The sequence below is a fragment of the Aliivibrio sp. 1S175 genome (genome assembly GCF_001690985.1).
Classification (GTDB): Bacteria; Pseudomonadota; Gammaproteobacteria; order Enterobacterales; family Vibrionaceae; genus Aliivibrio.
Genome location: NZ_MAJS01000013.1, coordinates 17,403 through 34,410 on the forward strand (window position 1 = coordinate 17,403; position 17,008 = coordinate 34,410).

Sequence of the window (17,008 nt, forward strand, 5' to 3'; positions counted from 1 at the left end):
TCTTTATATATTATGAAAAGCGAATATAACTCAATGACACATAAGTAAGGGGAATGCATTGAAAAAAGGGAAAATACTTATTGTTGAAGATGACCAAGAAATTGGTCGATTAACACAAATGTATCTAGAGGCGGAGCAATATAATACTAAAATTATAAATGATGGTTCACTAGCTATTGATGCAATTAAAGACTATCAACCTGATCTTCTCTTATTGGATTTAATGCTTCCTGGAAAGAACGGCGCTAATATATGCCGTGAAGCTCGACAGTTTTATCATGGCATGATCTTAATTCTCACTGCATCAGATGATGAAATGAGTGAAGTAAGTTTATTTAAATTTGGTGCAGATGATTACGTAACAAAACCAGTAAGAGGGCATATATTACTGGCAAGAATTGAAGCACTATTACGCCGTTCACCTTCATCACCACTTAAAACCACCAACTTCCTTGCTACCAATATCATTCTTGAGAGTAACACTCAAACTGCATGGTATAAAAACTCAAACTTAGAATTAACTACCGCTGAATTTGAAATATTGCATGTTTTAATGGATAACGTAGGTAAGGTAGTTACACGAGAAAAATGCTGTAAAGCCTTTCGTGGTATAGATTATGATTTTAATGATCGCTCTATTGATATGAGAGTTTCCGGCCTTAGAAAAAAACTCTCCGCAAATAATTCTCCAAGCAATTTAATAAGAACGATTAGAAATAGAGGATACATGCTTGTTTCACTTTAAGTCATTACCTTCTATGTTTGCTCGGTTATATTTTGGGCTAATCATATCTATTATTACGACCTTACTTTTGTTTTTTACCTTTGCTGAAAATTACATGAGAAAAGCTGATATAGATGTATTCTTAAAAGATGGAGATTTTTTTCTAGAGCAATATGTTAAGCAGAAAGATAAAGAAAATTCTTTATATGATGACCTAGAAAATAGCAATCATGAAGTTTTTTACATCTTCACATTAAAGCTTATTTCTCATTGGGATAAATCCCCCCCCTGTCATGGTTGCGATCAGATTTTTATTAAAAACTCAACGGTTGTATACGTAAATGAAAGCGGGTTATATAGTGCTATATACCCGGTACCAAATTCAAACCAACATTTTGTCTTTAGTGAAAATGCTGATTTCTTCTCTGATGAAACTGCTTGGTATAAAGAACCAACCGTAATTTTTATTCTCACTCTCACCTTCAGCATTGTTTTTATCTTAAGTGTGGCGATTTACCTTCCCTTAAGACAGTTACAAAAACAAACCCAAACCTTTCAACAAACCCAACGTAAATTTGGTCTGGGAAAATTATCAGAAAGAGCAAACGAACAAGTTCCTGAACCAATAAAAAAACTGTCACAAAGCTTTAATAAAATGGCTGATGAAATTGAAAGCAGAGTTATTCAAAGCCAAATATTTGCTCAAGCAATACCCCACGAAGTAAGAACGCCACTAAGTCGCATTCAGTTAGTTAATGATTTACTCCGTATAAAAAGCCAAGCTGAAAACACAGAGTTACATGACGATATTGATACATATATAGACGACATTAATAACTTAACGTCTAATATCATTATGCTTTCAAAATTAACATCGATGGAATCTTCTTTTTATGAAACGCATAAATCTAATATAAATATGAGCGTTTATCTTCGATCAAGAGTTGAGTCATTACCCAAAAACAACATCAGAATAACCCGCGACATTACAGAAGATATCGTCCTGAGATGTGACTCGACAATGGCAAGGCTGGTGATCGATAATTTAGTAAAAAATGCAATTAAATATACCCACTCTCATGTCCATATTAGCTTAAAAGAACACCAAGAATATGTCGAAATCACTGTCGAAGACAATGGTTCAGGGATCCCAAGATGCAAATACAAAGAAGTTTTCCTCCCATTTTCACGACTAGATAAAAGCAGAAACAGCAAAACAGGCGGCTTTGGTCTAGGCCTCGCAATTGCCAGTGCAGCGGCACATCGCTCACATTTGGCAATTGAGATAAAAGAAAGTACGCTTAGCGGTACTCAATTTTCAATTATTATTCCAACTGAAAGCTAAATAATAAGGGCTATATCTTGATTTACTTTATTCGTTATCACAATAATGGCTCAGAGAAATTAATTTACTGCCACTCTAAAAAAATTAATAAGTGATACAACCGCTAGTACTCCATCTCTTATACCTTTTTGTTTTAGAAGTATAAGAAATAGCTCCAAATAATTATACATAGCGTTTGGAATATCCTAAAAACCACTAAATTGCACATGTCATTAACATTTTATGAGTGAGGCTCAAAAAGACCTATCGTGATTGGTTCTATTGCAAGTGCACTAAGCTGGCGTCCAGAGTAATCATTCTGAACCATGTTGAATAATAAAAGCCACCATAAATAGTGGTGGCTTTACATATTACTTTTCAAGAACAAATATCTCAAATTAGTTACTTTTACTTGGTATTTCCTTCTCCGCCCACTTATATAATCCAATCATTAACAAAGAAAGAGCAAAGCACGCGATAAATAAGGGCGTTGCCCCACCAAGTTGAATAAGCACCCCGCCAACGAGCGGAGCAAGTGCAAACCCTAGCCCATAAATAGCAGCGGCACCAAAATAACTTCCTCGTAAATGTTTAGGTGCTAATTGATCTATTTGTACATTTAAGGTTGGAAAAGCAATCACCTCGCCCACACTCAACACAAAGCACGCCATCAACCAACCCGCAGGAAAATCTACTGGTACCATTAAAAAACAAATTTGTGCTAACGCCATCATTACCATACCAATACGAGTTCGGGTAAATAATGGGACATTTTCAAGCAGCTTAAGCATTGGAAACTGTAAAATTACAATCGTTAGCGTGTTAACTAAAACTAGTCCGCTGATAAATTTAGCGGCATCAACAATATCCGTACGAACGATGACTTGGGGGATAGACGATTCATACTGACCATAGACAAACATCATGATTAAATTTGCGCCAATCAATTTAATAAATAGCTTGTCTTTACTTATGATCCGAACGGTTGAGAAAAAGGACGTTACATCCGCAGTTGCTTTAGAGAGCAAGGTTTCACTCTTACTTTTAGCAAAAGAAAAAAATAGAAAAAGACCAAAAGCCAGATAAGTAATACCGGTCACTAAGAACAATATTTTAGGATGAGCCAGCCCAAGAGTAATGCCAATTAGTGGTCCAATCGCCCCTCCAACGTTAATCAAAAAATAGCGCACATTTAAAGCCAGTTCTCTGTCTTTATCATTATCTAAATTATCACCAATCACGGCTTTTGCTGGTGCCTCTATCATAGGGCGCATTAAGCCACACATCCCAACAAGAACAAACAGTTGGAAAATAGTGGTCGCCATTCCAATTCCACTGTAAGAAAAAGCCGCAATCACACACCCAGATATCATGACCCATTTACGGCCAAATTTATCGGATAACCAACCTGAATATAAACCCGTAAATGAGCCAACCACAGCTGAACCCGCTAACATAGCGCCAACCGTGACTGCACTGGCATTAAAATCTTGATAGAGAATAACAATGAGAAATGGCCAAGCCATAAAATACGTAGTTCGAGCGAGGAGTGTTCCGACTAAAACAGTCCAGATAATGTGATTAAAACGAGAAAGTCTATTCCATTGCAGTACACTTGTATTTTCTTCTATTGCACGGTTACTTTCAGCGGTATTTGCCTCTTCCATATAGTCTCCTTAAGATCCCTAAGCCTAATATTATTGTTATTTGTTATTTTTTATTTGTTTAAAAAGTATACCGAAGTGTCGACCTAATATAAGAGCGTAAGATACTAAATATGAATTCAATTTTAATTAAACCAGTACATTACACTGATATTTAGCCTAGGAACAAAACCCTTACAAAGGTTAAGGTTTATTTAACTCTATATATGGAATTATTAAACTTACTAAACCCAATAAAAATGATATCGTCACCTTTCCTGTATCTGAGACTAATGAACATGACTTTTAATAAACAACATTTACGACATTACTTCCCTTTTTATTTTGCAGCCTTATTAACATTAACTCCTTGGGTTAACTCACCTACTGCTTTAGTCATGGGTTTCGCTTTAGCCAGTTTCGGTTTTGTTCCTACCAATTTTGCTCTCGGCAAAGTAACTAAAAAATTATTAGCCTATTCTATTGTGGGGCTAGGTTTTGGGATCCAATTAAACGAAGCCATTGATGCAACCTCAAACGGTATTGGCATTATCTTATCAACCATTTTTGGTACTTTAGTTCTTGGTTGGTTCTTAGCAAAATTAATGAAACTCGATAAGGTAACGGGACATTTAATCGCCTCTGGTACTGCGATTTGTGGCGGAAGTGCTATTGCAGCAGTCGCTCCAGCGATTAATGCTGACGAAGAATCAACAGGTTTAGCCTTAGCAACTGTTTTTGTTTTAAATTCAATCGCTTTGTTTATTTTCCCTGTTATCGGTCATGCATTAGAATTAAGCCAACACGCCTTTGGTACTTGGGCTGCGATTGCCATTCACGATACTTCATCCGTTGTTGGTGCAGCATCTGCATACGGCGAAGAAGCGTTAAAGACAGCAACAACGCTTAAATTAGCTCGTGCATTGTGGATTGTTCCGGTTGCTTTTATTAGTGCTCTACTTTTTCGTAGCAACAGTAAAAAAATAACCATTCCTTACTTCATTCTTTTCTACTGTTTAGCTATTTTGATTAGCGATAACTTACCGCAATTTAGCCTGATCTATGATGGCATTTTTGATGTATCGAAAAAGCTCTTAGTTCTGTGCTTATTCTTTATCGGTTGTGGTATTTCAATTGATAAAATCAAAGCCGCTGGCGCAAAACCATTGATTTTTGGTGTTAGCTTGTGGGTTGTGATATCAACAACCTCTCTGTTTTATATTATGAATTATATTCAATAGGGATTTATAGAATGACAACTTGCAGTTATGGAATCCTATTTTCAATAAATGAGTACATACTATGCTACTTAACCACTCTATAATGATAAACTAGTTAATAAGTATTAGGGTAGCCATGATGTTTTCTTATTCAAAATCCGCTGACATAAAAAAAATCCAAAAAGGGTTATTACAGTTTTTTATTCAATGCCTTGTTGCTTCTGTTGCCTACTTAGTCATCCGTACTGACATTATTGTCTTAAAAAATGGGCTTAGTGAAAACTCATTAACTGAATATTACCAACAGATTTTACTGCTTATTGTCATTTTTTCTTTTAGTTATATCGCTGTAGTTAACAAAGAGGTTCGCTCTTTTTCCATACTTATCATTGGTTTCTTTAGCTGTATGTGCATAAGGGAGAGTGATGGCGTTCTTGATAAGATTTATCATGGATTTTGGCTAATTCCAGCTCTAATCGTTGCTTTTACCTGCATTTACTTTGCATTAAAAGATAAGAAAGGTCTTCTATCTACCGCCGCACGTTTTTTCGATAGCCGTTATTTCTACACGTTAAGTTGCGCTTTAGTTATTGTTCTGGTGTTTTCTAGATTCGCTGGCATGGGTTATCTGTGGCAAACGTTACTTGATGATCACTACATTCGTACAATAAAAAACCTAGCAGAAGAAGGAACTGAACTACTAGGTTATTCTCTACTCGCTTATAGCGCGCTAGGCTTTGGTATTGAAGTTCATCGCCTTAATAAAAATTCATGACCTTATCTAGCTAACGGCAATTGTCGTTAGCTAATTATTCATTCAATGCCTCTGCTCTCATCGCAAAGTAACTGATCATTTTAACAAGATCTGACTTACTTATTTCTTTTAACGTTAATGCGACTTCTACATCTTTTTTTATCGTCTTGAGCAACACTTGCTTTCTCAAACTTTCACTTTGCATACTGAACTCCGAACATTAACATGCTCATTTAACCACTAGAATGTGTGCTAAGTATAAAAAGTAATAAATACAATTTATGTAGGACATATCCTAAAAATGAATCGCTCAAGTCTATAGCTTTAACGAAACATTCCAATAGCATATTAAAAGGGTAACAAATTCAATGAGCTAAAATTGAAACGTAGAATTCCTTAATCTTAAATACAAGTCACTAACTCCATTCATTCCTTTAGAGTTCTCTTCTATTCTTTGATAATGAGAAATCGCTTTTTGCAAATACTCTTGATGATTTACATCTAACAAATCCCACATTTCAGAACCGATATTAGTCAAAGAGATAGTCGCTTGATTACTGACATGAATAACTTCATAAAAGCGTTTGTTCTCTTTAACTAATGTTTCTGATATCAGACCAAAGCCCATCTCTATCAACTCACATCTAACCATATAGTTATGTAATACCGGGCAAAGAATGAACTCCAGCTCAATATCACTATTACGTGATTGTATGGAACGCATCAGCTCAATCAACAAGTCCCCACCCACACCTGCGATAATGATCAGATTCTTTTTATTTGGGACGATAGGCAGTTGAGCTACATCCATACAGTGCACTTGCCATTGAGAACTGACATTTGAGGCATGCTTTTGCAATTGAGACTCAAGTTCAACCATCAACTCATCCACGACATCAACAAAGTGAATTACACTTTTTGGTTGTGAAGCCAATAAGGCAGTACCTAGTTGGCCATGATCACAACAGCAATCCCAAATATGATCATAATGCTTAGTGACTTTATTTTTAATGGTGTCTAAACGAGAACTTAATTTCATGGCTCAATATCAGTAGTGAAAATCAAGCACAGTATATAGTATTTTTTTCACAAAAATCAGGTAAGCTACCCCAAAATAATTTAACCAAAATGGTAAGTACTATGTATAAACTGATCGCATTGGATATGGATGGCACTCTGCTTAATTCTGATAAGCAAATCTCAGCCGAAAACAAAGCCGCTATTGCTGCTGCACGTGAAAAAGGAGTGGTCGTTGTTTTAGCCTCTGGCCGTCCACTAAACGGCATGAAGACACAATTGGAAGAGCTAGGCATGACAACAGAAGACGATTACGTTCTTAGTTACAATGCATCATTGGTTCAAAAAGTGAAAAGCGAAGAAGTTATCCGTAGCCAAATAATTACAGGTATAGACGCAAAAATCATTGCTAAATTAGCGAAAGAACTGGGAGTTCACGTTCACGCCTTCTCACAAGAAAAAGGGCTAATTACACCACAATTAAATCATTACACAGAACATGAATCAAGCATCACTGGTATGCCAATTACAGTAATTGATTTTGAAGAGTTAGCAGACGACGAACAAGTTATGAAAGCGATGATGATTGATGAGCCTGAGCTACTTTCTGCTGCTATTCTGCAATTACCTGCCGCTTTATATGAGCAATTCACCATTGTACAAAGTGCCCCTTTCTTCTTGGAGTTTTTAAACCCTAACAGTAATAAAGGCGTCGGTGTAAAAGCACTGGCGGATCATCTTGGTATTACTGCAGATGAAGTTATCTGTATGGGCGATGCGGGTAATGACTGGCATATGATCAAATACGCAGGTCTTGGCGTTGCAATGGCGAACGCCACTGACGATATCAAAGAAATCGCTAACCACATTACCGTAAGCAATAACGACCATGGCGTGGCTAAAGTAATTGAAGAATTCGTATTAAACGTTTAATTCTAACTAAATAGAATCATAACAAAATAAACCCCAGCATGTATTAGACATACTGGGGTTTTTATTTATTCGATTAAAGCCATTAAATTACGCTTCTGATTCAACTAACTTTCCTTCTTGATCATCACCACTGTTTTTCTTTTTCAGAGAGATAAGGATCAATGAACATATCATACCAAGTACCGCGACAGTTAAGCCGATACCAAAGATCATCTGATATGCTTGAATCGCAGGATAAGTATCAATAATCCAACCATTTAATGCGTACGCCCAAAACACTGATGCATAAGCGGCAAATGAACCCACACTCATTGCTGAACCACTGTAGGCTTTTGGTACTCCGGCTTCTGCCACTGGTGCCAAGATAATGCCTTTTGCTAAGAATATACTGAATGAGAAACACATTAGTAGCACCATGTTCATCATTAACATGCCTTCCGTTTTAGGCAGAGCAATCGTCACACCTAAACAAATTGCCGTTAAACCTAGAGCAAAGAACATCATTTTGATTGAAGACTTAAATACGAAATCAGCAATAGAACCGGCAACTAAACCAGCGACAACACCCATAGCGCCTGTATTAATAATACCAAAAATAGCGGCTTGTGCTGTTGATAAACCAAATACAGCTTGTAGGTAAGGCACTGTATAAATTAACGTAATATAAATCCAATATACCGTTAGAGAAGTAATCGCTGCTAACCATACTGTTGGCATTTTTAGTACATGAACTAAACCTTTTAATGCTTCTTTGTTTTTACTCTCACCTTGTTTAATTTCCATGTGGTTATCTGGTACAAATTTCCATACACAGAAGATCATCGGCAGGATAAGTAACGTATAGAAAACAATTGCACCTTGGAACACAAGGATTGAACCGCCAACCAGTGCCATGATACCAACGATCACAGCGTTCATGCTCATTTCAGCCGCGCGACGTACCGACTCTAACAAGCCAAATGCCATGCCTTTATTTCTATCGCCTGACATTAACGTCACACCATTCACAACCGCAGGCCAGAATGCGGCATCGACTAAACCCCAAAGACCGGCAATCACAACCAGAACACTAAAGCCGGGCTGTAAGAAGATAATCCCCATCATGCTCAAAAATCGAATACTCAAACTGGTGATTAAAATGGATTTTACAGAGAAACGGTTATTGACCCACCCAGCCGGAATATAGAAAAACATTGCCGAACCAATCAGCGTAAACAAGATCCCCATTTGGGTATTGTCTATTTGTAGCACTTCTAAAAGTAAGTTATAAAATGTTCCCTTAAAAGCTTCAAAAGCCGAATAAATAATTTGGCCTGACATCACGACAGAGAAGAAGCCAAACAATTGATTTCGGCTAGTAAAGCCTATTTTTTCAAATAAGTTCATCGTTGTAATCCTTTCACGTTATTGTTTTATTTATTATTTTTATGCTTTGTATTTAGAAGGGAATTTGTGAGCAATATCGGTACAAATACCATCCACGCCCCAATTAAACAATTCATTAGCACGAGCTAAATCATTCACTGTCCACACATTTACTTTAATGCCTGATGCTTTAAATTTATTGACCATTTCACGAGTTAAGCCTTTCTCTTCCGGATGGATGTAATCGGCTTGGCACCACTCAATGATTGAGTTCCAGTCATCCCATAGGTTATGACTTTCGAACAAACAAGCGACTTTACTTTCAGGGCTTTTACGTTTGAATTCAGACAATACCAAGTGGTTAAAACTTGAAATAATCAATTCACGTTCAGGATTTAACTCTTTCAGAGCCAAAATTAAGTTATCAATAAGCAAATGACTTAACTGAGCACTTTCTGAACACGATTTAATCTCAATATTTAAATTAAGTTCTTTTTCGTTCACTAATTTAATTAATTGCTGAATAGTTGGTAAACGCTCATTAATGTAGTCATCACTAAACCAGCTCCCTGCATCAATCGACGATAAATCTGCATTGCTAATATCATATAAACGACCGCTTTTATCTGTACAACGATCTAATGTGTCATCATGAGAAATAATAACCGTACCATCTTGTAGAATATCAACATCACATTCAAACCATTGAACACCATGTTCTTTACATAATGAAAATGCAGACAGCGTGTTCTCAGGAGCAAGAGAAGACATTCCACGATGAGCTATTAATGTTTTCATTGTTAACCTATTTAACGTGTTAGAAGAGGTTGAGGATAATAACGCTTAGATCATTTCATAAATGTGACAAGAATGGATAAAATGAGCATTCGAGCGCTCGAATAGGAACTTATTTTGTTTTTTGTAGAGTAAGTAACATTAAAAACGATAAAACTATCGATTATAGGAATAAATTAGCGTCATAAATTTTAGTTGGCACAAAATGGTAAGTATTGTTTGTAACGAAAAGCATAATGGCTCCAAGAAAACACATCACTGATTACTTACTTTTGGAACTAAATTATGAAAAAAATACTCATTAAAACTGCAGGCATCATTATTCTAGCGACAACATTAACTGGTTGTATTGGCAGCAATGCAGTGACAGGGAAAGTAATGAAATTCAATGTTGAGGTGGTTGATAACCGCTATGCTAGAGCTGGGGTAAATTTGCTTCTTGCACCAGTTTACGGTATTACGACTGCGGCAGATTATGTTTTATTTAACTCATTAGAATTTTGGACAGGTAAAAACCCAATCTCTGGTAGCCCGCATATTTTTGATTCAAAAACTGACACTCATTTTAAAGTAAATGATGAATTAGCCCCATCATTACGTGATGCACCTATTGACCCATTAGTGAACCAAAGAACTATTTCTATTGGTGAAATGCAAAAAATTGACGAGAATACCATTCAGATGGACATCACTTATAACACGGGTGAGACGGCTATTTTACGTGGCGTACGTGATGGGGAAAATGTAAGTTACTATATTGATGACGAACTGATTTCTCAAACAACCATCGCGCAATTAGAATCTCTACAGCAGAGTTAGAATAGGCGAGAAATATTCAACATAAAACCATGCTCTAATAATAAGATAGAGCATGGTTTCTCATTATTTGTTAACCCGCTATGTTACTTTACAATCTTACTTTCTAGCCATTTATCTACGGCTATTCTACCTGAACCAGACAACATTAGTGACACACTTGCCGCTAGCAAAGCCAAGCCAAACTCATAACCACCATTAGACATAAATAGGCCATTTTGTAAGTGAACACTAATAATCGCAATCAGCATCGTAAACGCAAGTACCAGTGCCGATGGGCGAGTTAATAGGCCTAATAATATAAATAACCCACCAAAAAATTCCGCGCTACCAGCCAAAAATGCCATTGCTACGCCAGGCGCTAGTCCAATAGATTCAAAAAACTGACCTGTACCTTCTAAGCCATAACCACCAAACCATGAAAATAATTTTTGAGCACCATGGGCCATAAAAATAATACCAATAGGTATACGAAGGGCAAGCGTGCTAAAACCAGCATTAGAGGATAATAGTTGAGCCATTTTTTGTTTCATAATAATGTCCTAAGGCGAATATATTTTAATGAGGTTTCCCTCCTAAGTTGTGAGCCAGTATAAATATGTTATTCTCAAAGAAAATTAGAACAATTTGAGCAAGTAGTTCAATTTTTTTGAACATCAAAAAATAAGGATATGAATGAACTCTCCTATCACGTTAGATGCTTTGCGAGTATTAGATGCTATAGATAGAAAAGGCAGCTTTGCCGCAGCCGCAGAATCATTATTTAAAGTACCATCAGCACTCACTTATACCATCAAGAAACTCGAAGATGATCTTAATGTTGCGTTATTTGACCGTTCTAAACAAAAAGCCAACCTAACCCCTGCGGGCAAACTTATCTTAGAACAAGGACGAGATATTTTAATCGCAACAGATAAACTTGAATCAGCAGTGAAACAGCTAACTTCTGGTTGGGAAAGAGAGATAAAGATAGTAAGAGACACCATTATGCCTCTAAATCCGCTTTTAGATACCATTCTTGAGTTCAACAAATTAGAACAAGACACGGAGATTACCGTTTCAGAAGAATCACTCAGTGGAGGCTGGGATGCTCTTCATAGTAACCGGGCCGATATTGCAATCGGAGTTTCTGACCATTTACCAAAAGGCGAATATCAGATCACTGAAATTGGACGGGTAGATTTTCTCTTTGCCGTAGCGAAACATCACCCATTAGCGCAATTAGAACGAACCATTGAAGCAGACGATTTACTTAAATACCCTTCAATTATTGTCTCTGATTCTTCACTTTTATTACCAACTCGCGACACTGGATTATTTAAAAGTAAACAGCGAATTCGATTTCATACCATGCAAGCCAAAATACAGGCACAACTCGCAGGCGTAGGCACAGGTTTTTTACCAAGGCATTTGATTCAATCTTATTTAGCTTCTGGCGATTTGGTTGAAAAAACATGTTCTGTTCCACGAGTAAATCCCCCGCTCTTTATTGGTTGGCATAAAAGCAATGATGGCAAAGCATGTGAGTGGTTTACAAGAGAATTGACTCATAAGAAATGGCTGTGATATGAAACAATAGATACAATTTTAAGTACAACTTTCCTTAATGGAAAGTTTCATTTTCCTTTTCTATAAAATATTTATCGATATGATGTTTATTCAATTTCACAAAGGACTAGTCAAATGGATGCGGAAGGTGACACGATAATAAATAGACTATGAGTAAAAAATTATGCCAAAATCTAAACGCATTAATGCCTTAATTCTAGATAACTTCCCTATCATTGTAGAATCCCTTACAAAACAACTTCAAACGAAAGATGTAATTAATGAAATTTATCACGCAGTATCAATAAAAAAAGCTACTGAGTTCATTAACAATAACAATATTGGTTTTATTGCTCTAGACATCAAACAAAATGATTTCGATGCTCTCTCTTTCATAAAAAAGATCCGAAATAATGGATTTGAAGGTTCTATTCTTGTAATTTCTAGTTATGGCTATAATACTTATTCTGATTCAGTAAAAGCACTTGGTGCTAATGGTTACATATCAAAAGAAGAGCCAATAAGCTTAATTGATGATGCGATTAACAATATACTAAGAGGTTATACTTTATTTAAAAAAACGACTGTTACTCATAAAGAAAAAAAGTTGTCAAGTCGAGAGTTAACTATTTTAAATAAATTACTTAATGGGAAAAGCAATAAACAAATATCAGAAGATTTATCCCTAAGTACCAAAACAATCAGTACCTATAAAACTAGAATATTAGCAAAATATAATGCAAATTCATTGTTCGATCTACTTAAAATAAACAGCTCTATTATTCAAAAGTGTTAATTTCTTATTTATGAGCTGCTCTTAGGTAAGAGCAGCCCTTAATGTATCATTAGCTCTTATAATTTAAAAAAGTAAAGGATCTCTTTCTGTTTAATCGCTAATTGTGATAATTCTTCACTTGCTTTGGTGCTTTGGTAAATACCACTCACATTCTGATTTACTAACTCAGATGCTATATTAATATTTTTAGCTATGTCATTAGTCACGCTTGATTGTTCTTCTGATGCAGCAGCAGCTAAAGCGTTCATATCAGACATTTCATTTATAAACCTTTCAATATTTGTAAAGGCTTCTTCAACTTTTTGTACAGAATCGTAAGAATTTTCAATTAATTGAGAATTTAATCTCATGTGACTATCTGCTTTATCAGACTGCGCCTGTAATTTTTCAATAATAGATTGAATATTAATTGTTGATAATTTAGTTTTCTCAGCTAATGAACGAACTTCATCAGCAACAACTGCAAAGCCTCTACCTTGCTCTCCAGCTCGCGCCGCTTCAATTGCTGCATTTAATGCCAATAAATTAGTTTGCTCAGAAATAGTATTAATTACATCAATAACACTGCCAATCTCTATTGAATATTCTTTTAAATCCTCAACGATAGTTGTTGTGTTTTTTACAGACTCTCCAATTTTTTTAGATATTACAACTGAGTTCATTAACGTTTCATTACCTAATTTAATACTATTTTGTGCTTTTACCCCAAAACTTTGTGCTATTGTTGCATTTGCACTAACTTCTAATGCCGTATTCGATAATTCATTCACAGCCGTAGCAATTTGTTCAATTTGAGCTATTTCTTTTTGAGAATTTATAGCCGAATCTCCCATAACAGCACTTAACTCAGTTGAAGCTGCAGACACACTCTCCGAAATGGAATGATTACCCGAAATCACTTTTTTTAACTCTCGTCTCATAGCGACAGCACTTGCATATATACCAGTATCATTATCTGATGAATGCAATTCCATTGTTAGATTACCTTGAGATATTTGCTTAATTAAAGATTCAATCTCCTCAGGTTCCCCCCCAATAGGTCTATAAATTAAAACAATTAAAACTCTATAAATAATAAAAGAGAATAATATAATAGCTATTGCAGCCATTACTATAGAGTAAAATAACGTATCATTAGTCGATTTTAAAATAACGCTGTTGTAATCAAAAAGAGCAACCGTCCAGTTCTGGGTTGCCTCTTTCGTTGATACGACGCTAACTTGATCATCTCTACTCTTTGAGTTATAGGTGATTGTGCTATTTTTTTCGGATAACTCAGCGAACTCAGGCCTAACATCATTAATATACCCACCTATCTCTTCAGCTTTTTTTGCTGAAACAATGTAGCCATCTTTTCTATAGATATACACTCGATTATCTAAAGTAAGAGTTCCTATGAAATTGGAAAACATAGATACAGGTACCGAAACACCAAGTACGCCGACAACATTATTTTCAAACTTTACAGGTATTGCAAAAGAAAATACATCATTCCCATTAGTATCGACATAAGCTCTTGTTATTATATTCTCATCTCCCTTAATTGCTCTTTGGTACCATTCTCTTATTTTAGCATTAATTTTATTTTTACCCCCTTCGATTGAATCAGTAGAAGAGGTTATATTACCAGAAAGATCCGAATAAAAAACACTTGTAAACATATTAAATTTCTTATTAATTTTTATAAGTTTTTCTTGTGTTTTTATTGGTTCAACAGTTCCATTTTTATCATTAACACCAATATCAATCGAATTAAGGACATTAAAATAGGATTCTATCTTATATGTCAAATTTGTGGATATTAGATCAGACTTTTCTCTCATTGAGAGGTAATTTGACTTTATACTTTCGTTCTTAAAATTATAATATCCAAATCCTGATATCACAAAACTAATAATCATGATCATACTTAAAAATATAAATAATAATTTACTTTTCAATGTTTTCATTTTAATTTTCATTTCTTAGTTATTAATAAAATAGATAGTCTACAGTAAATATTCCATTTATAATTGTATAACTTTAATATTCAGAAAAAACTGACACTTGGAAAATTAATATATTTATTTAATATTTTAACATAACTTTTCTTTCTCTAAATACAGCATTGAATCAGCCTTATTAATCGCATAATTTAAATCTTCACCAATTAAAGATACGGCGATACCAATGCTTACCTCAACATTAATTGAATGCTTGCTAAACCTCGACTTACTAATATTTTTTTTCAATTCAATCGATAAATCTTCTGCTACTTCTAAGTTACAATTTGGAAGTAGTGCTAAGAATTCATCACCACCATGTCGAATCAAATAATCATTTTCTCTAAATGTTATTTTCATTCCATATGCTATTTGCTTGATAGCCTCATCCCCGACATGATGCCCGTAATTATCATTGATAAATTTTAATTTATTACCATCAATTGCAATAATTGTTATATTTGATTTTTCTTTTATTCTTAAGAATCTTTCTTCCTTAAAAATTGACCTATTATAAAGTCCTGTCATTTCATCTTTATTTATTAGTAATTCAGCATTTAATAGTTTTATTTTCTTATCTGAAAGCAACATTAATTTCCATGTAATAATAGTTGAAATTAAAAATAGAAGTAAAAATAACCAATATTTATCTATTAAAATTTTAAGTACCGGTATTTTATATTTAATGATAGTTGTATTATCAGCATGGTACTCCCTAATAAATGAAAGCCCATTAAATGGGTACTGATCATCTTCTATTACAATATTTTTATATATTCCATTTTTTTCTATACTTATTGTTTTGTTTTTGATGATTTCATATTCACCCAAGTGCATATCGATATTAAAATCACCTATTATCTCTTTGTTTTTAAAAACAGGACTTGATAATGTGATTATATTTTCATTTGTAATTATATCTTTATAAATAGGAGAAACCAATATTCTATCTTCCAATGAAAATTTAGTCATTAAAATTGTACATGTTAGGATAATATCGCAACGTTCATGATTAAACATACCCTCACTAATAGTAAAATCATCAACAATCTTTGATGTTATATATTTCTTTCCTGTATAAGAACGATAATATAATAGGAGCCTATCCTGGTTTAAGAAAGAAGGGAGAAAACTAAATGTTCTTATTGCCATATTTAAAACAACAATTTCATCCTGTGTCAGATGATCATTATCTAATGAATAAGTGCCATATTTGTATTCAGTATCTTTTTTCTCTATTTTCCCATCTTTATTAATCAAAAAGTTATATTCGATATTTTTTTCGGAAATTAAACCTATCAACATTATATTTTGCTTATATTCTTCAATTTTTGACATCAATAAATAAAACTGTCGATGTTTATCTTTAACAATTTGCTCTCCAATTAAGGCTATCAATATCGAAAATATAATAGCAGAAGACAATAACGATCTTGTTAATATTTTAATTAAAACGTCCATTGATAAAACCATTTATATAAGATCCATTTATTTAAACTTCCTAATATTAATTAATTCAACTAAGCTATTAACGTGATATTTATTTAAAATACGCCTTTTATAGGTACTTATCGTTTTCGAGCTCAATGATAAAATTTCTGAAATTTCAATGTTACTTCTTCCTTCTAATAAATAATTAAATACCATAATCTCTCTATTTGAGAGTTTCACTTCATTTTCAACATTAATATAGCAACTATTTGATTTAAAGAACTTATATCCTTTTATAACACTAAATAAAGCATCTTTTATTAAATTAAGATCTTCAGATTTAGAAACATAACCATCAGCACCTAAACTTAAAGCTGTATTAGAGTATATATCTTCATTACTTGAGGATATAAATAGTACTTTTCCTACATAGGCATGAGATTTTATTCTTCGAAAAAAATCAAACCCATCACTATTACCAAGATTTATATCAATAATAATAAGGCCAAATGATTTTAGCCTTAATAGTGATAATGCCTCCTTTGTGTCGTTTACGGTCAAAACCTCCGAAACATAAGATACAGATTCAACTAGATTTTTAATTGCTGCACAAACTAGTGGATGATCGTCCAATATTAAAATATTTATATTATTCATATT

The 17,008-nt window shown here is 34.3% G+C and carries 17 protein-coding genes; 8 read left to right on the forward strand and 9 right to left on the reverse strand.

The window, feature by feature from the left end:
* Positions 1–58: 58 nt before the first annotated feature.
* Together A6E06_RS06555 and A6E06_RS06560 are read left to right on the forward strand one after the other, a co-directional pair.
* Positions 59–745: a response regulator transcription factor gene (locus A6E06_RS06555; protein ID WP_065593025.1), complete on the forward strand. Its 687-nt coding sequence runs from the start codon at positions 59–61 to the stop codon at positions 743–745.
* 94 nt (positions 746–839) lie between these two features.
* Positions 840–2,069, forward strand: coding sequence for a HAMP domain-containing sensor histidine kinase (locus A6E06_RS06560; RefSeq protein ID WP_218059901.1), 1,230 nt, complete (start codon positions 840–842; stop codon positions 2,067–2,069).
* Between the two features lie 377 nt (positions 2,070–2,446).
* On the opposite strand, the gene A6E06_RS06565 is transcribed toward A6E06_RS06560, so the two are convergent.
* Positions 2,447–3,715 (reverse strand): MFS transporter, encoded by a 1,269-nt coding sequence (locus tag A6E06_RS06565; protein WP_065593027.1) that lies wholly within the window; start codon positions 3,713–3,715, stop codon positions 2,447–2,449.
* Between the two features lie 275 nt (positions 3,716–3,990).
* On the opposite strand from A6E06_RS06565, the gene A6E06_RS06570 reads away from it, so the two are divergent.
* Both A6E06_RS06570 and A6E06_RS06575 read left to right on the forward strand, forming a co-directional pair.
* On the forward strand, positions 3,991–4,932 hold the full coding sequence (locus A6E06_RS06570) for a YeiH family protein (RefSeq protein ID WP_065593028.1): 942 nt from the start codon (positions 3,991–3,993) through the stop codon (positions 4,930–4,932).
* A 115-nt stretch (positions 4,933–5,047) separates the two neighbouring features.
* Positions 5,048–5,686 (forward strand): hypothetical protein, encoded by a 639-nt coding sequence (locus A6E06_RS06575; protein ID WP_065593029.1) that lies wholly within the window; start codon positions 5,048–5,050, stop codon positions 5,684–5,686.
* Positions 5,687–5,720: 34 nt separating this feature from the next.
* On the opposite strand, the gene A6E06_RS19945 is transcribed toward A6E06_RS06575, so the two are convergent.
* On the reverse strand, positions 5,721–5,870 hold the full coding sequence (locus tag A6E06_RS19945) for a hypothetical protein (RefSeq protein ID WP_176703453.1): 150 nt from the start codon (positions 5,868–5,870) through the stop codon (positions 5,721–5,723).
* Positions 5,871–6,038: 168 nt separating this feature from the next.
* Positions 6,039–6,704: a tRNA (adenine(22)-N(1))-methyltransferase TrmK gene (locus A6E06_RS06580; protein WP_065593030.1), complete on the reverse strand. Its 666-nt coding sequence runs from the start codon at positions 6,702–6,704 to the stop codon at positions 6,039–6,041.
* Between the two features lie 101 nt (positions 6,705–6,805).
* Between A6E06_RS06580 and yidA the strand changes: the two genes are divergently transcribed.
* A complete protein-coding gene (gene yidA, locus A6E06_RS06585) occupies positions 6,806–7,615 on the forward strand; it encodes a sugar-phosphatase (protein WP_065593031.1) in 810 nt (269 codons plus the stop codon).
* An 87-nt stretch (positions 7,616–7,702) separates the two neighbouring features.
* Here yidA and A6E06_RS06590 read toward each other — a convergent pair whose 3' ends face one another.
* Both A6E06_RS06590 and A6E06_RS06595 read right to left on the reverse strand, forming a co-directional pair.
* Positions 7,703–9,001: an MFS transporter gene (locus tag A6E06_RS06590; protein WP_065593032.1), complete on the reverse strand. Its 1,299-nt coding sequence runs from the start codon at positions 8,999–9,001 to the stop codon at positions 7,703–7,705.
* Positions 9,002–9,040: 39 nt separating this feature from the next.
* Positions 9,041–9,778: a glycerophosphodiester phosphodiesterase family protein gene (locus A6E06_RS06595; RefSeq protein WP_065593033.1), complete on the reverse strand. Its 738-nt coding sequence runs from the start codon at positions 9,776–9,778 to the stop codon at positions 9,041–9,043.
* 282 nt (positions 9,779–10,060) lie between these two features.
* On the opposite strand from A6E06_RS06595, the gene A6E06_RS06600 reads away from it, so the two are divergent.
* Positions 10,061–10,594 carry a DUF3332 domain-containing protein gene (locus A6E06_RS06600; protein ID WP_065593034.1) on the forward strand — a complete coding sequence of 178 codons (534 nt, stop codon included), beginning with the start codon at positions 10,061–10,063 and terminating at the stop codon, positions 10,592–10,594.
* Positions 10,595–10,677: 83 nt separating this feature from the next.
* Here A6E06_RS06600 and A6E06_RS06605 read toward each other — a convergent pair whose 3' ends face one another.
* Entirely contained in the window at positions 10,678–11,124 is a 447-nt protein-coding gene (locus A6E06_RS06605; RefSeq protein ID WP_065593035.1) for a DoxX family protein, read from the reverse strand.
* 142 nt (positions 11,125–11,266) lie between these two features.
* Here A6E06_RS06605 and A6E06_RS06610 point away from each other — a divergent pair, with 142 nt between their 5' ends.
* Both A6E06_RS06610 and A6E06_RS06615 read left to right on the forward strand, forming a co-directional pair.
* The gene (locus A6E06_RS06610) at positions 11,267–12,157 is read left to right on the forward strand and encodes a LysR family transcriptional regulator (RefSeq protein ID WP_065593036.1); all 891 of its coding nucleotides are present in this window, start codon (positions 11,267–11,269) and stop codon (positions 12,155–12,157) included.
* A 166-nt stretch (positions 12,158–12,323) separates the two neighbouring features.
* Complete coding sequence (locus tag A6E06_RS06615) at positions 12,324–12,935, forward strand: response regulator transcription factor (protein WP_065593037.1); 612 nt, start codon at positions 12,324–12,326, stop codon at positions 12,933–12,935.
* 56 nt (positions 12,936–12,991) lie between these two features.
* Here A6E06_RS06615 and A6E06_RS06620 read toward each other — a convergent pair whose 3' ends face one another.
* From A6E06_RS06620 to A6E06_RS06630, 3 genes are all read right to left on the reverse strand, one after another.
* Positions 12,992–14,884, reverse strand: a complete 1,893-nt coding sequence (locus A6E06_RS06620; RefSeq protein ID WP_065593039.1) for a methyl-accepting chemotaxis protein — start codon at positions 14,882–14,884, stop codon at positions 12,992–12,994.
* A 126-nt stretch (positions 14,885–15,010) separates the two neighbouring features.
* Positions 15,011–16,378, reverse strand: coding sequence for a GGDEF domain-containing protein (locus A6E06_RS06625; protein WP_176713275.1), 1,368 nt, complete (start codon positions 16,376–16,378; stop codon positions 15,011–15,013).
* 27 nt (positions 16,379–16,405) lie between these two features.
* Positions 16,406–17,005, reverse strand: coding sequence for a response regulator transcription factor (locus A6E06_RS06630; protein ID WP_065591861.1), 600 nt, complete (start codon positions 17,003–17,005; stop codon positions 16,406–16,408).
* Positions 17,006–17,008 lie beyond the last annotated feature (3 nt).